Origin of the sequence: Azospirillum sp. B510 (assembly GCF_000010725.1) — a bacterium.
GTDB classification, from domain to species: Bacteria; Pseudomonadota; Alphaproteobacteria; order Azospirillales; family Azospirillaceae; genus Azospirillum; species Azospirillum lipoferum_B.
Genome location: NC_013854.1, coordinates 979,350 through 994,358, shown reverse-complemented (window position 1 = coordinate 994,358; position 15,009 = coordinate 979,350). Strand labels below are relative to the sequence as shown.

At 66.2% G+C, this 15,009-nt stretch carries 11 protein-coding genes and 1 pseudogene; 4 read left to right on the top strand and 8 right to left on the bottom strand.

The genetic code is table 11. The features are described 5' to 3' along the window. Positions 1–9: 9 nt before the first annotated feature. On the bottom strand, positions 10–1,590 hold the full coding sequence (nikA, locus tag AZL_RS04675; protein ID WP_052293629.1) for a nickel ABC transporter substrate-binding protein: 1,581 nt from the start codon (positions 1,588–1,590) through the stop codon (positions 10–12). A gap of 213 nt (positions 1,591–1,803) precedes the next feature. Here nikA and nikR point away from each other — a divergent pair, with 213 nt between their 5' ends. Next, positions 1,804–2,244 carry a nickel-responsive transcriptional regulator NikR gene (nikR, locus tag AZL_RS04670; RefSeq protein ID WP_012973500.1) on the top strand — a complete coding sequence of 147 codons (441 nt, stop codon included), beginning with the start codon at positions 1,804–1,806 and terminating at the stop codon, positions 2,242–2,244. 112 nt (positions 2,245–2,356) lie between these two features. Next, a pseudogene (locus AZL_RS04665) lies at positions 2,357–3,565 on the top strand (IS701 family transposase); the annotation flags it as partial. A gap of 33 nt (positions 3,566–3,598) precedes the next feature. On the opposite strand, the gene AZL_RS04660 reads toward AZL_RS04665, so the two are convergent. From AZL_RS04660 to AZL_RS04640, 5 genes are read right to left on the bottom strand one after another with little or no spacing between them, the layout of a single operon-like run. After that, positions 3,599–5,041 (bottom strand): flavin-dependent monooxygenase QhpG, encoded by a 1,443-nt coding sequence (locus tag AZL_RS04660; protein ID WP_247894275.1) that lies wholly within the window; start codon positions 5,039–5,041, stop codon positions 3,599–3,601. After that, positions 5,038–6,480 (bottom strand): radical SAM/SPASM domain-containing protein, encoded by a 1,443-nt coding sequence (locus AZL_RS04655; protein ID WP_012973497.1) that lies wholly within the window; start codon positions 6,478–6,480, stop codon positions 5,038–5,040. The genes AZL_RS04660 and AZL_RS04655 overlap by 4 nt, the downstream gene beginning before the upstream one ends. After that, entirely contained in the window at positions 6,477–7,340 is an 864-nt protein-coding gene (locus tag AZL_RS04650) for a hypothetical protein (protein ID WP_042442553.1), read from the bottom strand. The genes AZL_RS04655 and AZL_RS04650 overlap by 4 nt, the downstream gene beginning before the upstream one ends. Further along, complete coding sequence (locus AZL_RS04645) at positions 7,340–8,752, bottom strand: hypothetical protein (protein WP_012973495.1); 1,413 nt, start codon at positions 8,750–8,752, stop codon at positions 7,340–7,342. Before AZL_RS04645 ends, AZL_RS04650 begins: the two co-directional genes overlap by 1 nt. Beyond that, the gene (locus AZL_RS04640) at positions 8,749–10,305 is read right to left on the bottom strand and encodes a ferritin-like domain-containing protein (protein ID WP_012973494.1); all 1,557 of its coding nucleotides are present in this window, start codon (positions 10,303–10,305) and stop codon (positions 8,749–8,751) included. Before AZL_RS04640 ends, AZL_RS04645 begins: the two co-directional genes overlap by 4 nt. Before the next feature lie 228 nt (positions 10,306–10,533). On the opposite strand from AZL_RS04640, the gene AZL_RS04635 reads away from it, so the two are divergent. Both AZL_RS04635 and AZL_RS04630 read left to right on the top strand, forming a co-directional pair. Next, on the top strand, positions 10,534–10,926 hold the full coding sequence (locus AZL_RS04635) for a hypothetical protein (RefSeq protein ID WP_148219200.1): 393 nt from the start codon (positions 10,534–10,536) through the stop codon (positions 10,924–10,926). Between the two features lie 342 nt (positions 10,927–11,268). Further along, entirely contained in the window at positions 11,269–11,949 is a 681-nt protein-coding gene (locus tag AZL_RS04630) for a hypothetical protein (protein ID WP_148219199.1), read from the top strand. A 5-nt stretch (positions 11,950–11,954) separates the two neighbouring features. Here AZL_RS04630 and AZL_RS04625 read toward each other — a convergent pair whose 3' ends face one another. Next, a complete protein-coding gene (locus tag AZL_RS04625; RefSeq protein WP_012973491.1) occupies positions 11,955–13,205 on the bottom strand; it encodes a tyrosine-type recombinase/integrase in 1,251 nt (416 codons plus the stop codon). A 166-nt stretch (positions 13,206–13,371) separates the two neighbouring features. Next, a complete protein-coding gene (locus AZL_RS04620) occupies positions 13,372–15,009 on the bottom strand; it encodes a recombinase family protein (RefSeq protein WP_012973490.1) in 1,638 nt (545 codons plus the stop codon).

Sequence of the window (15,009 nt, the reverse complement as noted above, 5' to 3'; positions counted from 1 at the left end):
TCCCCCGCGTCACGGTGCCGGACGCATGGCGCCGAACGGAATCTCGTAGACGCTGGCACCGAAGCCCACCCCGTCCACACCGCGGCTGACCGACATCGCGGTCAGGTAGGACAGCGGCAGATAGACCGCCTGCTCGTGCAGGGTGGTCAGGATGTCGCGGTAGAGCGCCTGCCGTGCCGTCTCGTCCGTCGTCACCAAGACGGCGCCGATCTTGGCGTCGATCTCCGCCTTCATCGGCAGGCCGCGCTGCGCCTGGTAATCGGCATGGGCCGGCACCCGCATCGAGCTCACGAAGGAATGCGGATCGTAAGGGGCTCCCCAGGTATCACCGAAGATCAGGCCGAAGCGGCCGTCCTTCTGCCGGGCCTCGATGGCATTCTCCTCCTCGCCGACCAGAACGGCGTCGAAGCCGACCGCCTTCAGGTTGGCCTGGATCGCTTCCGCGAGCGCCTTCTCCCGCGCATCGTTGCCGATGAAGCACAATTCCACCCGCAGCGGCTGGCCGTCGCGCCTGCGCACGGTTCCACCGGCCGGCAGTGTCCATCCGGCCTCGTCGAGCAGCTTGGCGGCCCGTGCCGGATCGAAGGCGTAGGGTGCAAGGCCGAGGTCGGTGTAGGGGAAGTTCGCGGCGAACAGCGTGTCGGCCCGTGGTTCCAGCCCGTAGAGCAGCTTTGCGACGATGGCGTCCTTGTTCACCGCGTGGTTGATGGCACGGCGCACCGCCACGTCGCTGGTCGGGGCACGGCCGCTGTTGATCGCCATCGTCCGGGTGGCCAGCGGCGCCGACACCGCGGTCCGGCCGGTGCCGCGGGCCTTGAAGCGGGTGAAGCTGTCGGCCGAAATCTGCCCGGTGCCGCCATAGATCAGGTCGATCTCGCCGGTTTCGAAGGCGACGGCGCGGGATGTCGGATCGGGAATGACCTTGACGACGATGCGCTCATAGGCCGGCTTCGGCCCCCAGTAGGACGGATTGCGGGTGAAGATGTCGTATTCGCCCTTCTTCGTCTCGGTCAGCATCCAGGGGCCGGTGCCGACCGGGGAGCGGACGCCGTCGGCGGTGATCACCGACGGAGCGGCGAAGCGCACCGGGCGGATCAGCGCCAGCTCCAGCAACGTCGGATAATAGGGGTCCTTCAGGCCCAGACGGATCCTTCGGCTGTCCAGCACCTCGACCGATTGGATTTGCCCGATCAGTTCCAGCCAGTCATGCCTGGACCGCTCCGACAGGACCGCGTCGAAGTTCGCCTTGACCGCCGCCGGGTCGAACGGCGTGCCGTCGGAGAAGACAACGCCCTCGCGCAGGGTGAAGTCGTAGGTGCGGCCGTCCGGCGAGATCGTCCAGGCGGTGGCCAGCCACGGCTCGATAGTGCCGCCCTCGCGGTAGTGCACCAGCGGCTCGTAGACCATGGCCTGCGCGAACATCTGGTTGGGCGAATAACGGTGTGGGTCAAGCGGCCCGACATTGGCGCTCCAGGAGTAGGTCAGCGTGCCTTGCGAACTGGCCGCCGCCGCTTGTCCACCGGCCATCGCCGCCGCCAGAAAAAAGCTGGCCGTCACCGTCGCGGCTAGTCTCTGCCGCCATTGCGCCATCACATCACCCCGTCCGTTCTGCCCGCCACGGTACCCGGCCACGTTCGTGGCATGATGCGTCCTCGCCCACCCGCCGGTTGCGGATGGACGATGGAAGCGTCCGGTCCTATGGTCACGGCAGGGACGATACGGCTGGCATAGTATGATGTCTACCAAGATTCATCATACTCCCATCGCAGCGGCATCTTGTCCCGGCCGGTACGGGGAGACGACATGCAACGGGTTACGGTCACATTGGACGACGATCTGCTGGCAGGCATCGACCGGCTGGTCGAACGGCGCGGCTATCAGGGGCGGTCGGAGGCAATCCGCGACCTCGCCCGCAGCGGACTGGCGGAGGCCGCCTCGGCGGAGGGGGAGACGGGCGCCTGCGTGGCCGCGCTGGTGTATGTCTACGACCATGCGGCACGCGAACTGTCGAAGCGGCTGACCACCACCTTCCATGAGCATCATGAACTGACGCTGACCACGCTTCATGTCCACCTGGACCATGGAAGCTGCATGGAAGTGGCGGTGCTTAAGGGAGACGAAGCGGCTGTGCGCCGCATGGCCGAACGGGTGATCGCCGAACGCGGTGTGCGGCATGGCCGCGCGGTCGTGATCCCGATGCGCGACGGGGAAGCAGACGGCGGACATGACCACCACGGTCAATAGTTTACGTAATATCATAAAATGTGGAATGTGGTAAGGGCCTGTTGTCGCGAGAGGATTCACACTTCGCTCAAGGCGGCAGTATGGATCCCATTATATACCTTAAGTTGTATTAAAATCACGGTTCGCAGCGTATGTCGAGCGCCTCACGGTAGCGCTCGGCCACGCCGACCGCGCGGCACCGTTTCGGGCCTATTGCACCGGCCTGATGCTGCCGGGCGAACGCAAGAGCGTCGAACCGATGGCGGCGCGGGTAGACCCGGGCCGGGTCGGCGCCGCCCACCAATCCTTGCATCATTTCGTCGCCAAGGCCGCCTGGGACGATCGTGCCGTTCTGGACGCGGTCCGCGATCTGGTTCTTCCCGCCCTGCTTGAGGGCGGCCCGCTCCGGTTCTGGATCATCGACGACACCGGAATGCCCAAGAAGGGCCGCCACTCGGTCGGCGTGGCACGCCAGTACTGCGGCCAGATCGGTAAGCAGGACAACTGCCAAGTCGCCGTATCGCTGTCGCTGGCCAACGATCATGCCAGCCTGCCCATTGCCTGCCGGCTTTATCTGCCTGAGACCTGGGCCAATGATCCGATCCGGCGCGCCAAGGCGGGCATTCCGGATGCTGTCGCCTTCCAAACCAAGCCGGCCATCGCGCTCGACCAAATCCGCGCGGCGGTGGCGGCCGGACTGCCGCCGGGCGTGGTGCTGATGGACGCCGGCTACGGCACCGACACCGACCTGCGCGCGGGCATCGGCGCACTGGGGCTGATCTATGTTGCCGGCATCCAGTCATCGACCAGCCTCTGGCCGCCGGGCGTGACTCCGTTGCCGCCGAAACCCTGGAGTGGCACAGGGCGGCCGCCGAAGCTGCTGCGCCGGGGGCCGGGGCACGAACCGGTCGCGGCGAAGGCCCTGGCCCAGGGATTGGCGCCGGCGGCCTGGCCCACCGTCACCTGGCGCGAAGGCACGAACGCGCCGCTCACCTCCCGCTTTGCCGCCGTCCGGGTCCATCCCGCCCACCGCGACAATGAACGCGCCGAACTCCGGCCGGCCGAATGGCTGCTGGTCGAGTGGCCCGAGGACGAAGACGAGCCGACCAAGTATTGGCTGTCGACCCTGCCGGACACCACGTCGCTGGATGATCTGGTCGGCACCGCCAAGGGACGCTGGCGGATCGAGCGCGATTACCTGGAACTCAAGCAGGAATTCGGGTTGGGCCATTACGAGGGCCGCGGCTGGCGGGGCTTCCACCACCATGCCACCTTCTGCATCGCTGCCTACGGCTTCCTGGGATCGTGCCCCACGGGGTGGTGTATATCTCCGCCCGTATAATTTCGCCCGTTCTATGGCGTCACCCCATGCCGCTTACCGTTCGGCACACGCCGCTTGGAGGATGTCGTGTCCGGTCAGCCAGCCGACCAGACTGGCCGCCCGTTGCGGACCGAGGGTGATCGACCAGTCGGCGATCAGGGCGCGTCGGTTGGTGACAGCCGGCAGGGCCGACATTAGCGGAGCCAGTTCCACCCCCGCCAGCCAGGCGACGGGGCGGCCAAGTGCGGGGTGGTGCAGGGCCACGCGCTCCTCCACGAAATCCCCGACCAGGCAACTGGTCGTCGCCAACCGCGCTGTCGGGGCCAGGGTGAGCGGCTGGTCTGGGTACAGCACCGCCGAGTGCGGGGTGGGCGGGGCCGCCGCCAAGGCCGCCATCCTCCCGGACCGGCGATGCCAGAAGGTTCCGCGGCCGAAAGGAGCGTCGTCCGAGGGGCTGGCGACCGATTGCCGGACGGCGGCGAAAAAGCCATCGGTCCAGCGCTGGTGCTGCTCGGCCCCATCCCGTACGTCGTCGGCATAGAAACGGTCGGCCAATGCCGCCGCCTCGGGCCGGCGCAGGCGGGTGTTGAGGACGATGGCCGCCGCCAGGGCAGTGCGGATCGCCTTCTGGACGCCGCTGGACGACAGGGGGTCCAGCGCCATCGCCGCGTCGCCGACGGCGATCCAGCCGGGGCCGTTCACCGCATCGGCGCGATAGGCGGTGGCGTCCACCGCCCGCACCGGCCCGACCGGCGTCGCCGCCGCGAAATCCCCCAGCAGGGGCGAGGCCGCAAGCAGGCGGCGTAGAAAGGCCTCCAAGCCCGCCCGCCGGGGCATCGCGTCGGGATCGACGAAGACCAGGGTGGAAAACAACCCATCCTCGCGCGGCAGGCCCCAGGCCCAATGCTCCGGCCCGGTGTCGATGCAGGGAAGGTCGGGGAAAACCGGCCCCCGCCAATCGGCGTACAGCGCCAGCGTCGCCGGTCCGCAGGCTGTCCGCGCGCGTGCCAGCAGACCGGCCCGCCCGGTCGCGTCCACCAGCGTCGCGACGGAGACCCGCCGTTCGCCCGCGGCGTCGCCGATTGCCAGAATCCAGCCCTCGGGGGTCGGGTGGCGGTCGATCAGAACGGCGGGGCACAGCAGCCGAACACCGACCCCCGCGGCGGCCCCGCGCAGAAGCCCGTCGAAGCGGCCACGATCGATCAGCAGCGGCGGATCCTGCGCCATGACTCGGTCCTCCGCCTCCACCCCCTGCCAGCGGACCCGTGAGCGGGGGGCCGGGCGGGCGCCGCACTGCCGCAGCAACCCGTCCAGCCCAAGCTGCGCCAGTTGCAGGCGCACCCCCGGCGTCAGCGATTGGCCGGACTGCCGCCGGGGCAGAGCGCTGCGCTCCAGCAATAGCACGCGCCAGCCCAACTGGGTCAGCCGGATGGCGAGCGCACACCCTGCCGGACCGGCTCCCACCACGGCGATGTCGGCGTCCAGGGTCATGGTCATGGAGCCGCCGTCGCGTCGGGCAATCCGGGGGGCAATCCGGCAGTTGGTCCGGCGAACCAATCCGGGCGGGCGTCCGACAGGCGCAGATAGGCTTCCAGGCAATAATGCAACCAGCCGCGCACATAGTCGCAGGAGGTGCGGCCGCCGCCCAGCACCTCGTGATGGCAGCCGCCGCCGCACAAATAGCGCGCCCAGCAGGACCGGCAGGGTTCCTGGCGATGGACATGGCGGTCGCGCAGCCACTCCGCCTGCCGGGCGGCGTCGACTCCGGTGGTCAGGTCGCCCATCGCCCCGGCCTCGTCCTCCACGAAGCGATGGCAGGCCGAGAGATCACCGTCCGCCGACACGCCGAGATAGCCGGCCCCGGCTCCGCAGGGGTAGGGGCGGTGGGTGCCGCGATGGATTTCCCGCAGGGCGTTCACCAGATTGGCGAAGGGATAGCGCCGCCCGGCCATCACCGCCGCCTCGAACGCCGCCCCGCAGGCGATCATCTGATCCAGCATGACCAGCAGCGCGTCCCCGTCCATCTCGTTGCGTCCGGCCACATTCCGTCCGGCTGAGGCGCGCAGCAGGGGCGAGAATCCCACTGAATGGAAGCCGTCGGCGATGAAGCGGTCCAGCGTATCGGGCAGATCGAGATTGTCCGGCGTCACCGTCACCCGCGCCGACACCTGCATCCGCCGCTGACGCTTCAGCAGCGGGGCGACATTGGCCATGATGCGGTCGAAGCTGCCGCGCCCATCCTTGAAGGGCCGCAAGCGGTCGTGCTGGTCCGCCGGGCCATCCAGGCTGATGGTGACGGCGAAACCGAACTCTTCGAAGAAATCGCCGTCTTCCGGCGTCACCAGCGTGCCGTTGGTGGTGATGGAGCCATTGACCCGCACGCCACGTCGCGCCGCCAGGGCAAAGGCGTGGCGGGTCGCCGCCTGGATCACCGGCCGGTTGACCAGCGGTTCCCCGCCCATGAAGGCCAGGGTCACCCGCCCTCCCTCCGGCGCGCCGTTCACCAGCCGTTCGACCGCCGCCAGGGCGGTGTCCAGCGGCATCCGGCGCGGCGCCTTGCCGAAGCTGCCCTGACCGGCATAGCAATAGCCGCAGCCCAGATTGCACGCCTGCGAGACCGCCAGCGACAGCGCGTGCAGCGGCGGATCGGCGATCGGCTGGTCGTCGATCAGGGGCGGCCCGTCCAACCCCAGCTCGGCCAGAAGCCCGGCGAGCCGCCCGTTGGCCGTCGCCTGTTCCAAGCGGATCCTCAGGTCGGAATCGATACGGAACAGACGGCTGCCATCGACCAGGAACAAATGATCGTCCCCGTCCCTCCCCACCAGATGAAGGGCGTCCGACCGCGGAGCCGACGCCGCCACCAGCGCGGCGGCGTTGGGGTGACAGTGGTCCGCCGCGCTTGCGATGACAGGGGAAAAACGGGGCCGTGCGGTCATGCCTTGTCCTTCGGGAAGGGCAGAGGGATCGCGTCGGGGGCATCGTGCCCCGCAAGCTGGAACTTCAGCGCCTCTTCCCAATTCTGGAACAGGTCGTCATAGGTGATCATCCGGCTGTCTTCGTAATTGTCGATGACGTACGTGCCGGTGCGTTCCTTCTGCATCCAGTTGTCGCCGCGCACCTCGCCGGTGGGCGTCACCTCGGCGTTCACGAAATCGGGGCGGCTGGACGCCCAATAGTAGCAGACGCATTCGCGGTAATCGTTCTGCCAGGGGGAGCACAGGCCCTGGGTCATCACCCCGGCGGGAACCGTGGCCGGTTCGATCGCCGCCGTGTTGGCGGTGAAGAACGGCCGGATCTGAAACGGGATGGTTTGGACGTTGTGGTCCTTCACCGCCTGTTCATACGAGATCCGCACCTCCTGCGGGCGGGCGGTGAATTCACAGAGCACGGTTTGGCCGGCTTTGCGCAGAACCTCGGCGAAGCCGTTCGACCATTCCATGGTGATGACGCCGGCGGGGTAGTCCTCCGACGTCAGCAGCTCCGTTGTGGTCAGGTCGGTCGACGGGCCGATCACCTTGGTGATGACCGGCTTGCCCTCGATCCGCAGCAGGCGCCGCCCTTTCATCGCGGCGAAGGGGGGGTCGGTCGCAATGACCAAATTGTCATGTTCCAGCAGGGTGATGCCGACCAGCAGCATCCGCCACGCCGCCCGGAAGTCCAACTCCAGACCGGGGCAGGTGTTGCCGATGGTGGTTTCGAGCGTCGCCGGCGGCGGGTTCCCTGCCGGCCGGTAATGCAGCTGGGCCGACAGGTTCCGCGGGTCGAGGATCGTGGGTCGATTGTTCTGGTCGCTCATCACTTGACATCCTTCGAGCCGTCAGGACGGAACAGCGCGCTTTCCGCCGCCTTGCGGAAAAAGCTGATCTGGCGGCGGGTCAGGGTCATGTAACGCCCCTCTGCCCCGCTCATCAGGGCCGGCATCTTGCGCCGTCCCAGCGGCGTCAGATCGCCGATCTCCTCCGGCTGGCGCAGCAGGCGCAGGAACCAGCTGGGAACCGACGCCCGCATGGTGGTCAGCACCTGCTGGTGCAGGCGCGTCACCGCCAGCGTGTCGGTGTTTTCGGTGGCGACCGCCGGTTCGGAGGGGCGACGGGCGTCGATGGCGTCGTTCACCGGCATGTTGTCCGCCAGATTGGGGCGGCCCTTCACCAGATTGTTGTTCAGCACCGGCACGTTCATGAAGCGGACGGTTTCGAAGGCCCGCCGCATGATCTCCTCGGTCCGCTGCAACGTCACCTCGTGCGGCTCGTTGGGATCGACGGTCGGCCCCAGCAACGCCTGCTCCAGATCGTCGGCCAGGGTGCGCGGGAAGCCGGCGTCGAGCACGAAATTGTGCGGGGCCGAAGCGATGCGCGCGGTGGCCGTCAGAGTCGGTCGGCCGGCGATGCCGACCGTCACGATGCCGTCGCAGGTGTCGTCCAGATAACCCCGGCTGACGATGTCCCCCTGGTTGATCCAGACCGGGGCCGGCGGCTCGATGGCGTAAAGCGTCGGTCCCAGCGTTTCAGGCGTTTTCTGCCTGCCGTTGGCGTCACGGTTGCGCCAGCCGTACCAGCCCACCCCCTTGGCCGGGGCGTAGATCCGGTTCGCCAGAGGAACCGAGGGGTCGTTCTGCCCCGCCGGGCCATAGACGCCGCCCTTGCCCGGCGTGAAGCGCAGACGAATTTGCGGGAACTCCGGCGTCGGCCGGATGTAGCGGACCCATCCCAGGCTGATGGCGCTGTTCGGGGTGAAGTTCGCCGCCGTGCCGCGCAGCTCCTGATTGGCATGGTCGCTGAACGGCTTCGGCGCCGCCAGCACGTCGTCCCTGGGGTCGGCCGTGCGGCGGAACACCTTGCTGTTCCTCACCTGGATGGTCCAGACCACGCTTTGCGGCGTCAGGCCGTTGGCGGTCAGCAGGCTGGTCGTCAGTGGCTCCATCCGGTCGGCCGCCGTGATCGCCCAAACCTCCAGGAAGGGCGAGACCGGGCGGATCTTCCCGCCGTCGCGCAGCCGCAGCGTGTCGGGAACGTAGGAGCGGACGATGTTCCCCGACGCCGGATCGACCAGAAAGGTCTCCTCGCCCGCGAGATGGCGGTAGCCCAACGGATCATTCGGATCGTGCCGCACCGAATAATTGTCCATCGGCGTGTCCGAGGACCCGAGACGGCCGAAGGCGATGGGCGGCAGAATGCGCAGGCCCTGGATGGTTATGGGTTGCGAGGTCATTCCGCCCCCTTGGTCAGAGTGAAGCGAGCGACCAGGCCGTTGACCATCGTCAGGGTGTTGCGGTCCATGGCGCTCAGATGGGTGAGGTAGGCGCGCTCCGCCTGGTTGGAGTCGCCGTCGAGCAGCCAGGCGGTGATCGACTGCGACGCTTCCAGAATGTCGGCGTAGAGCAGCCAGCGATCCAGCTCCGCCGCCGGAAGCTGGGTGCCGTAGGGCATCTGGAAGGGCGGCCCGGCGCGCTTGGGATCCCGGCGGGAGTCGCGGGGCGACCGCACCAGAATGTTGGCGATGGCCTTCAAATTGTACATTTCGCCGAAGCACATGTGGTTCAGCGTGCCGCGCAACCCCGGCGTTCCGCTGCAATCGGCGTGGCGGTGGGTTTGCAGCGTGTGGCCGAGCGAGGTCAGCAACAGCCGGTAGCGCAGATTGAACAGCTTGGCCCAGCGGTTCGAACGGGCGTCGGCGATGTAGGTGGAGGGGCCGGGATCCCGCCGTTCGTCCACCCGAATCTCGGTGGGGTTGACCGGGATACGGGCCGCCGGGTTGGCGTCGATCCCCAGGGCCAGCCATTCCTTGTAGATGGCGAAGAAGCGTTCGAAATGCGATTTCGCCTCTTGCGACGGGGCCTTGGAGGCGGCGGGCGCCGTGTCGGGGCTTTCCCCCTGATGCGCCACCAGCTTCAGGGCCGCCACCGCTTCGTCACGGGTCGCCAGCGGTTCGATGATCATCTGGGCGTCGCCGGTGCGGTTGCCGCGCCGCAATTCGGGATTGTCGCGGTAGACGGCGTCCTGTTCCTGGAGCGGCGACGGGAAGTACTTGGCCCATTCGGCCTCCAGCGCCTGCAAACCGTAACGGTTGTCGTTGAAGTGACGGTCAGGCAGCCGGTCGGGATCCTCCATGATGGCGAGAACCGCGTTGAACAGCGCCCCGACCCGGTTCACGCCGATGGGCTTTTCCGGCGTCGGGGCATAGCCCAGATAGGTGATCAGATCGGCCAGCAGCCGCCGCTTGACATAGGCGTCGTCGGTCGGCGAGCCGGTGTCGGCCGCCGCCGCCGGGGTGACGCCGTCCAGCCAGCCCTTGGGCATTTCCGCCACGACATAGGCGGCGAGCGACCCGCGACTCAACGGTTCCAGCTTGATCGGGAACGGGTAGAACTGGCTGTCCCACGGGAAATCCTCCCGCGACAGGCACAGCGGCGCCCCCAGCAGCGACAGCACATTCTGCACCATCACCAGATGGCCCATCTCCTCCTTGGCGATGGCGAGGACCTCCTCCTGCCAGCCCGTCAGGGCCTTGCGGCGGCGGTCGCGGGTGGCCGCGTCGAGGGTGGGCGGCAAATCCACGTCCGCCAGCGAATAGGCGGCGTAGAGATAGGCCACCATCAGCCCATGTTCGATGGCGGCATCAATGTGCAGAAGCTTGATGAGCTGGTCGCGCCACGTCGTCGTGGTCGGATCGCCGATCTCCACCATCTCCCCCAACGGGGTCGAGGTGAAGCGGATGCCGCCGAGCGGGTTGCTCCAGGATGATGGGGTGGCAGGAGTGGACACGGTCAAACCTCCCTTAGCACCGGAGCGCGGCTATAGGCATTATGAAAGGTTGCTTTTAGAATACAAAAGCAACCTCACATTTATAGTTCCGCGCATATGACTCGGTATATGAGGATATTTATGGATTTTTCTCCCGTTATGGTTATAGTGATCATCGAATGTGCGCAACAAAAATTATATGATTGGCGCACAGAGCAATCCAAAATTGCTTTTTCGGGAGGAAGATCGATGAAGCGTATACTTCGTGGCTTGGGCGTGGGCGCCATGTTGTCGCTGTTGGCGGGGACGGCGTTGGCTCAGAGCGCGCCCGGCCCCTGCGGCCAATTCAAGATCACCAACGAAATCAGCGGCCCCGGAAAGAAAACGATTTCCGTGGACATTCTGTTCGGCAATCAGTGGTTGAAGACCCGTCCCATCGCCATGAAGTTCGGCGAACAGGCGCAGACCGCCGTGCAGTTCCCCGACACGGCCGGTTGCACCATGGCGTACAATGTGCTGGTCGATCAGCAGGTGTATGGAACCGGGATCACGAATTTCTGTTCCTTGATCCGTTTCCGCGTGCTGCCCACCGGGGCCGAACCGATGCTGGACACCACCGGCGCGAGTTGCCCCGGCGGTTGAAAGGGCGACTCGACCGATCATTATGGGAGTCCTGCGATCTTCCAATCACCGGCCAGCAATCCTTCGGTCGCCTCTTGTCGGACGGAATTGAAGTGGCCGCGTTCCGCCTCGGTTGCAGAGGGCCGCCAACCAGCCTACAGCGGTGAGAATGCGGTCATGAAGAGGATACCGGGAGGGTCTGGAAGACGGAACCTGTCCGCCGAGCCCGGTTCGAGTCCAGTGATCCTGGCACCACTTGTCCGGAGATCCTGGGCAGTAATCCGGCCGTTTCCGCGATTTCCGGCTTCTGTCCAGCAATCCTGTAAAACCGACACCGGCCGTGGGTTACTCAGGCGCTACGACGTGAGCAATCACCGCGCCAACGACGATTATCGCTTGTCCGAGATGGTAAAGGTGTGCCTGTCCGGGACCGATGCCGTCGATCCGGCCCGCAGCCTGTGCCGGGCCATCGCCGGAGCAATAATGACGTCCTGGCAGACCGTACATGATTTCCAGGATACTGCTCTGGCCCTCGCTTCCCTACAGCCGGGCACCTTCCTCGACGTGTTCGTCGGGAACGAAAGGGACGACGCGACGGCTGACCCTTACCGTTTCTCCCACAGGACTTTTCGCAATCCTCTGCTCGCTATTCCCAAAGAGTCGCTTCTGACGTGGGCGAACGGTGATCCAGCTGAGCGCATTCCTCGGCTTGCGGCGCACATTGGGCCGTTCGAGCGCATCGCTTTCGATGAAGTCAGGGAAGACGATGGTTCGATTGCCCTCACGGCGACCCTGCTCGACCACGCCCCCGACAAGGCCGCCGTTCTCTCCGCATTCGAACCAACGCTGATGCCCTGCGGCTGGTCGGGCAATCTGTCCGATGAACTGGAAAGCCGGCGCAAGCGGTTGAGCCCGCTGCTGGCTCACGCCGATGCTACCGTCAAGGCCTGGGCGGTAGAGGCCGACCGGACCCTGGCGAAGGCGGCGGATGCCGCACGCAGGGACGAGCAACAACGCGCCCGGCGGGAACAGTCCTTTGAATAGTGGGGTCACACCCGATCCGCCTGCTTCGCACCCTGCGCCTTGATGGCGATGAGCCTTTCGGCCCAAAGCTCCAACACCTGTCGGCGCTCCGTCAGATAGGTGTGCCGATTGTAAACCGCAGCGACGCCGCGGATGGTCCCCTGGACGTGGTTGAGAATCCGGTCGGCGATATGCGGCGCGATCCCCATCTGGGCCATTCCGGTGGTCGCGGTCCGGCGAATATCGTGGAAGCGCCATTCCGACAGCGTGACAACTGCGTCGGGGTACTCACCCCGCTCCTCGGCCTCCTTACGCAGAACGCTCAGCATGGCGGCGTCGAGTCGCCTCTTGGCACGGCTGAAGCCGGAGATCGGGGTGGCGCCTGTGGTGGTGAACACGAAGTCGGAATGAGCCAGCCGCGGCAGAGAACGGATCAGGTCCACCGCTGCTGGCGACAGGGGGATGTGGTGAGCTTGGCCGTTCTTTGCCCGCTCAGCCGGCAGCGTCCACAAGGCCGCATCCAGATCGAGTTCCGACCATCGCATTCCCGCCACCTCGTTGAGGCGCTGGGCCGTCAGCAGGAGCAGGATCACGAAGGGACCGAACGGCCAGTCGAGGGTTTCGGCGGCGAGTCGGAGCACCCGCACTTCATCGTCCGACAATACCCGGTCACGATCCCGTTCCGGCATCGGTGGCCGGACGCCAGTGCAGGGCGATGCGGCGATGAGATCGCGGGAAACGCACCAGTTGAAGAACTTGCGGACATAGGCGAACACCCGGTTGGCCCGCATCGGCACCCCCCGGTCGACGATCCGATCGAGCATGGCAATGATATCGCGCCGTTCGACGCGGTCGATCGCCCGGCTGCCCCAGTATGGCAGCACCTCGTTCCTGAAGGCGCCGCGATACTCCGTTTCGACACGCGTCAGGCTGACATGCCGCTGCATGAACGTTTCGAAGACGGCTGCAACGGTGAGCGTGGCGTCAGGTGTTCGTGCCGCCTTTTTCTCGGTCTGCGGATCCTCCCCTTCGGCGACACGGCGCAACAGCCGTTCGGCTTCGTTTCTGGCAAGTTCAGGCGTCCATGGGGAGCCGTGCTTTCCAATGGTGTAGCGACGGCTCTGACCTTCGCGGTTTCGGTATTGCAGAACGTAAACTTTACCGCCGCTGGCGGTCACCTTGAGGCCGAACCCCTTGATGTCTTTATCCCATATGAACGTGTCGCCGGTCCCCGGCTGGGCCGCATCGACGGTTCGCTTGGTGAGCCTGGTCGCCATGATGCTTCCCCCTTCTCTGCTGCCCGCCAGTAAGCACCCAGTAAGCAGCAGCAAGAGAGTCGCGGGCAACTGCGGAAAAGTATGGAGTAGACAATGCGTTGAATTATTTAGATAAATAGCACTACGGCGTGCTTTGGAGAGCTTTCGGATAGCAGGAGCACGGGAATCATAATCCCTTGGTCGGGGGTTCAAATCCCTCCGCTGCTACCATCTGGACAGTAATATGTCCCTGCAAAACCTCTCCAGGCTTGCGCCTGGGGAGGTTTAGCATTTCTGCGATCAGCCCGACCAGACGCAGCTCGTATTTCCCCCGCCCGTTTAGCGGGTGCACCTCTACCCGGTCGACGATCCGGCGCAGCAGCGTGATCGCCTCCATGCGCTCCGACTCCACCCCGCCCAGCGCCCGCTCCAAGATCTCGACTTCCTGCCGATAGCCGTTCGCGGCCGACGGATGGAGGGTGACAACCGTGTCCTCCTGCTCGCACTGCGCAATGTCGCGTTCGAGCCGAACGCGCTCCGACTCCAGCTCGGCCAGTCGCGTCTTGAGCTTCGGCGTCACCAGGCCCTCGGTGATGGCGTCGACGATCCGCTCTATCTGCTTGGTCACGTCCGCAAGGCGCGTGGTCGCCTCCGTGCGCTTCCGGCGGCTGGCCGCCTCCAGCTGCTGGCGCTCGGCGTGGTAGAGGCGCACGAACTCCGCGATGGAGGCGGGCGACATCAGCTTCTCCTTGATGCCCGCCAGCACGCGCTGCTCCAGCGCCTCGATCTTGACGGTGCGGTTGTTCGAGCAGGCGCCGGCTCCCGACTCGCGATGTGTGCTGCATCCCATATAGTCCTGGGTCTTCACCACATAGGAGCCGCCACAGACGGCGCAGCGCACCAGACCCGACAGCAGATGCTTTGCCCGCGGCCGGGCGGTCAGAGGAAGCCGGGCGTGCTCCTCCTTCACGGCCTGGACGGCGTGCCACACCTCGTCCGTGACGATGCGCAGATCCGGCACCTCCACCACCGTCCATTTTTCCGGCGGGTTCAGGCGCGGGACGCGCTTACCTGTCTCCGGGTCCTTGACGAACGTCTGCCGGTTATAGACCAGCCTCCCGATATACAGGGCGTTCCAGAGGATGCCGTTCCCCCGTGCCTTGTTCCCGTTGATGGCGCTGGCGAGCCACGCCTTGCCGGTCGGCGACGGTATGCCCTCGCGGTTGAGGTCGGACACGATGGACCGCGGCCCCCTGCCGGCGGCGTACTCCCGGAAGATGCGGCGCACCACCTCCGCCTGTGCCTCGTTGATGACGCGCTTCCCGCGGATCGGCTCGCCCTTCGCGTCGAACTCGCGCACGACCTCGTAGCCGTAGGAGAGGCCGCCGGCCATCTCCCCCTGTAGCGCCCTTCCCTGCTGGCCGCGTCGCACCTTCTGCGCCAGATCGCGGAGGAAGAGGGCGTTCATCGTGCCCTTGAGGCCGACGTGCAACTCGCTGATGGCGCCTTCCGAGACGGTGATAAGCTGGACGCCAGCGAACGACAGGCGCTTGTGAATGCCGGCGATGTCTTCTTGGTCGCGCGACAGGCGGTCCAGGGCTTCCGCCACGATGGCGTCGCACAGCCCGGCGCGGGCGTCTTCAAGCAGCCGCATCGCGTTGGGGCGGGATTTCAGGTGCGCGCCACTGATGGCGTAATCGGCGTAGACCTCCACCACCGAGCCGCCGAGTCGGGCGGCATGCTCCCGGCACAGCCGGATCTGATCGTCGATGCTCCGCTCGTGCTGGTTCTCGCTGCTGTACCGAGCGTAGATCGCGATCCGCAT

Bases quoted from the DNA above. Each gene is read 5' to 3' on its own strand.
- nikA (WP_052293629.1), bottom strand. From the start codon at position 1,590: ATGGCGCAATGGCGGCAGAGACTAGCCGCGACGGTGACGGCCAGCTTT.
- nikR (WP_012973500.1), top strand. From the start codon at position 1,804: ATGCAACGGGTTACGGTCACATTGGACGACGATCTGCTGGCAGGCATC.
- AZL_RS04660 (WP_247894275.1), bottom strand. From the start codon at position 5,041: ATGACCATGACCCTGGACGCCGACATCGCCGTGGTGGGAGCCGGTCCG.
- AZL_RS04655 (WP_012973497.1), bottom strand. From the start codon at position 6,480: ATGACCGCACGGCCCCGTTTTTCCCCTGTCATCGCAAGCGCGGCGGAC.
- AZL_RS04650 (WP_042442553.1), bottom strand. From the start codon at position 7,340: ATGAGCGACCAGAACAATCGACCCACGATCCTCGACCCGCGGAACCTG.
- AZL_RS04645 (WP_012973495.1), bottom strand. From the start codon at position 8,752: ATGACCTCGCAACCCATAACCATCCAGGGCCTGCGCATTCTGCCGCCC.
- AZL_RS04635 (WP_148219200.1), top strand. From the start codon at position 10,534: ATGAAGCGTATACTTCGTGGCTTGGGCGTGGGCGCCATGTTGTCGCTG.
- AZL_RS04625 (WP_012973491.1), bottom strand. From the start codon at position 13,205: ATGGCGACCAGGCTCACCAAGCGAACCGTCGATGCGGCCCAGCCGGGG.
- AZL_RS04620 (WP_012973490.1), bottom strand. From the start codon at position 15,009: ATGCGGATCGCGATCTACGCTCGGTACAGCAGCGAGAACCAGCACGAG.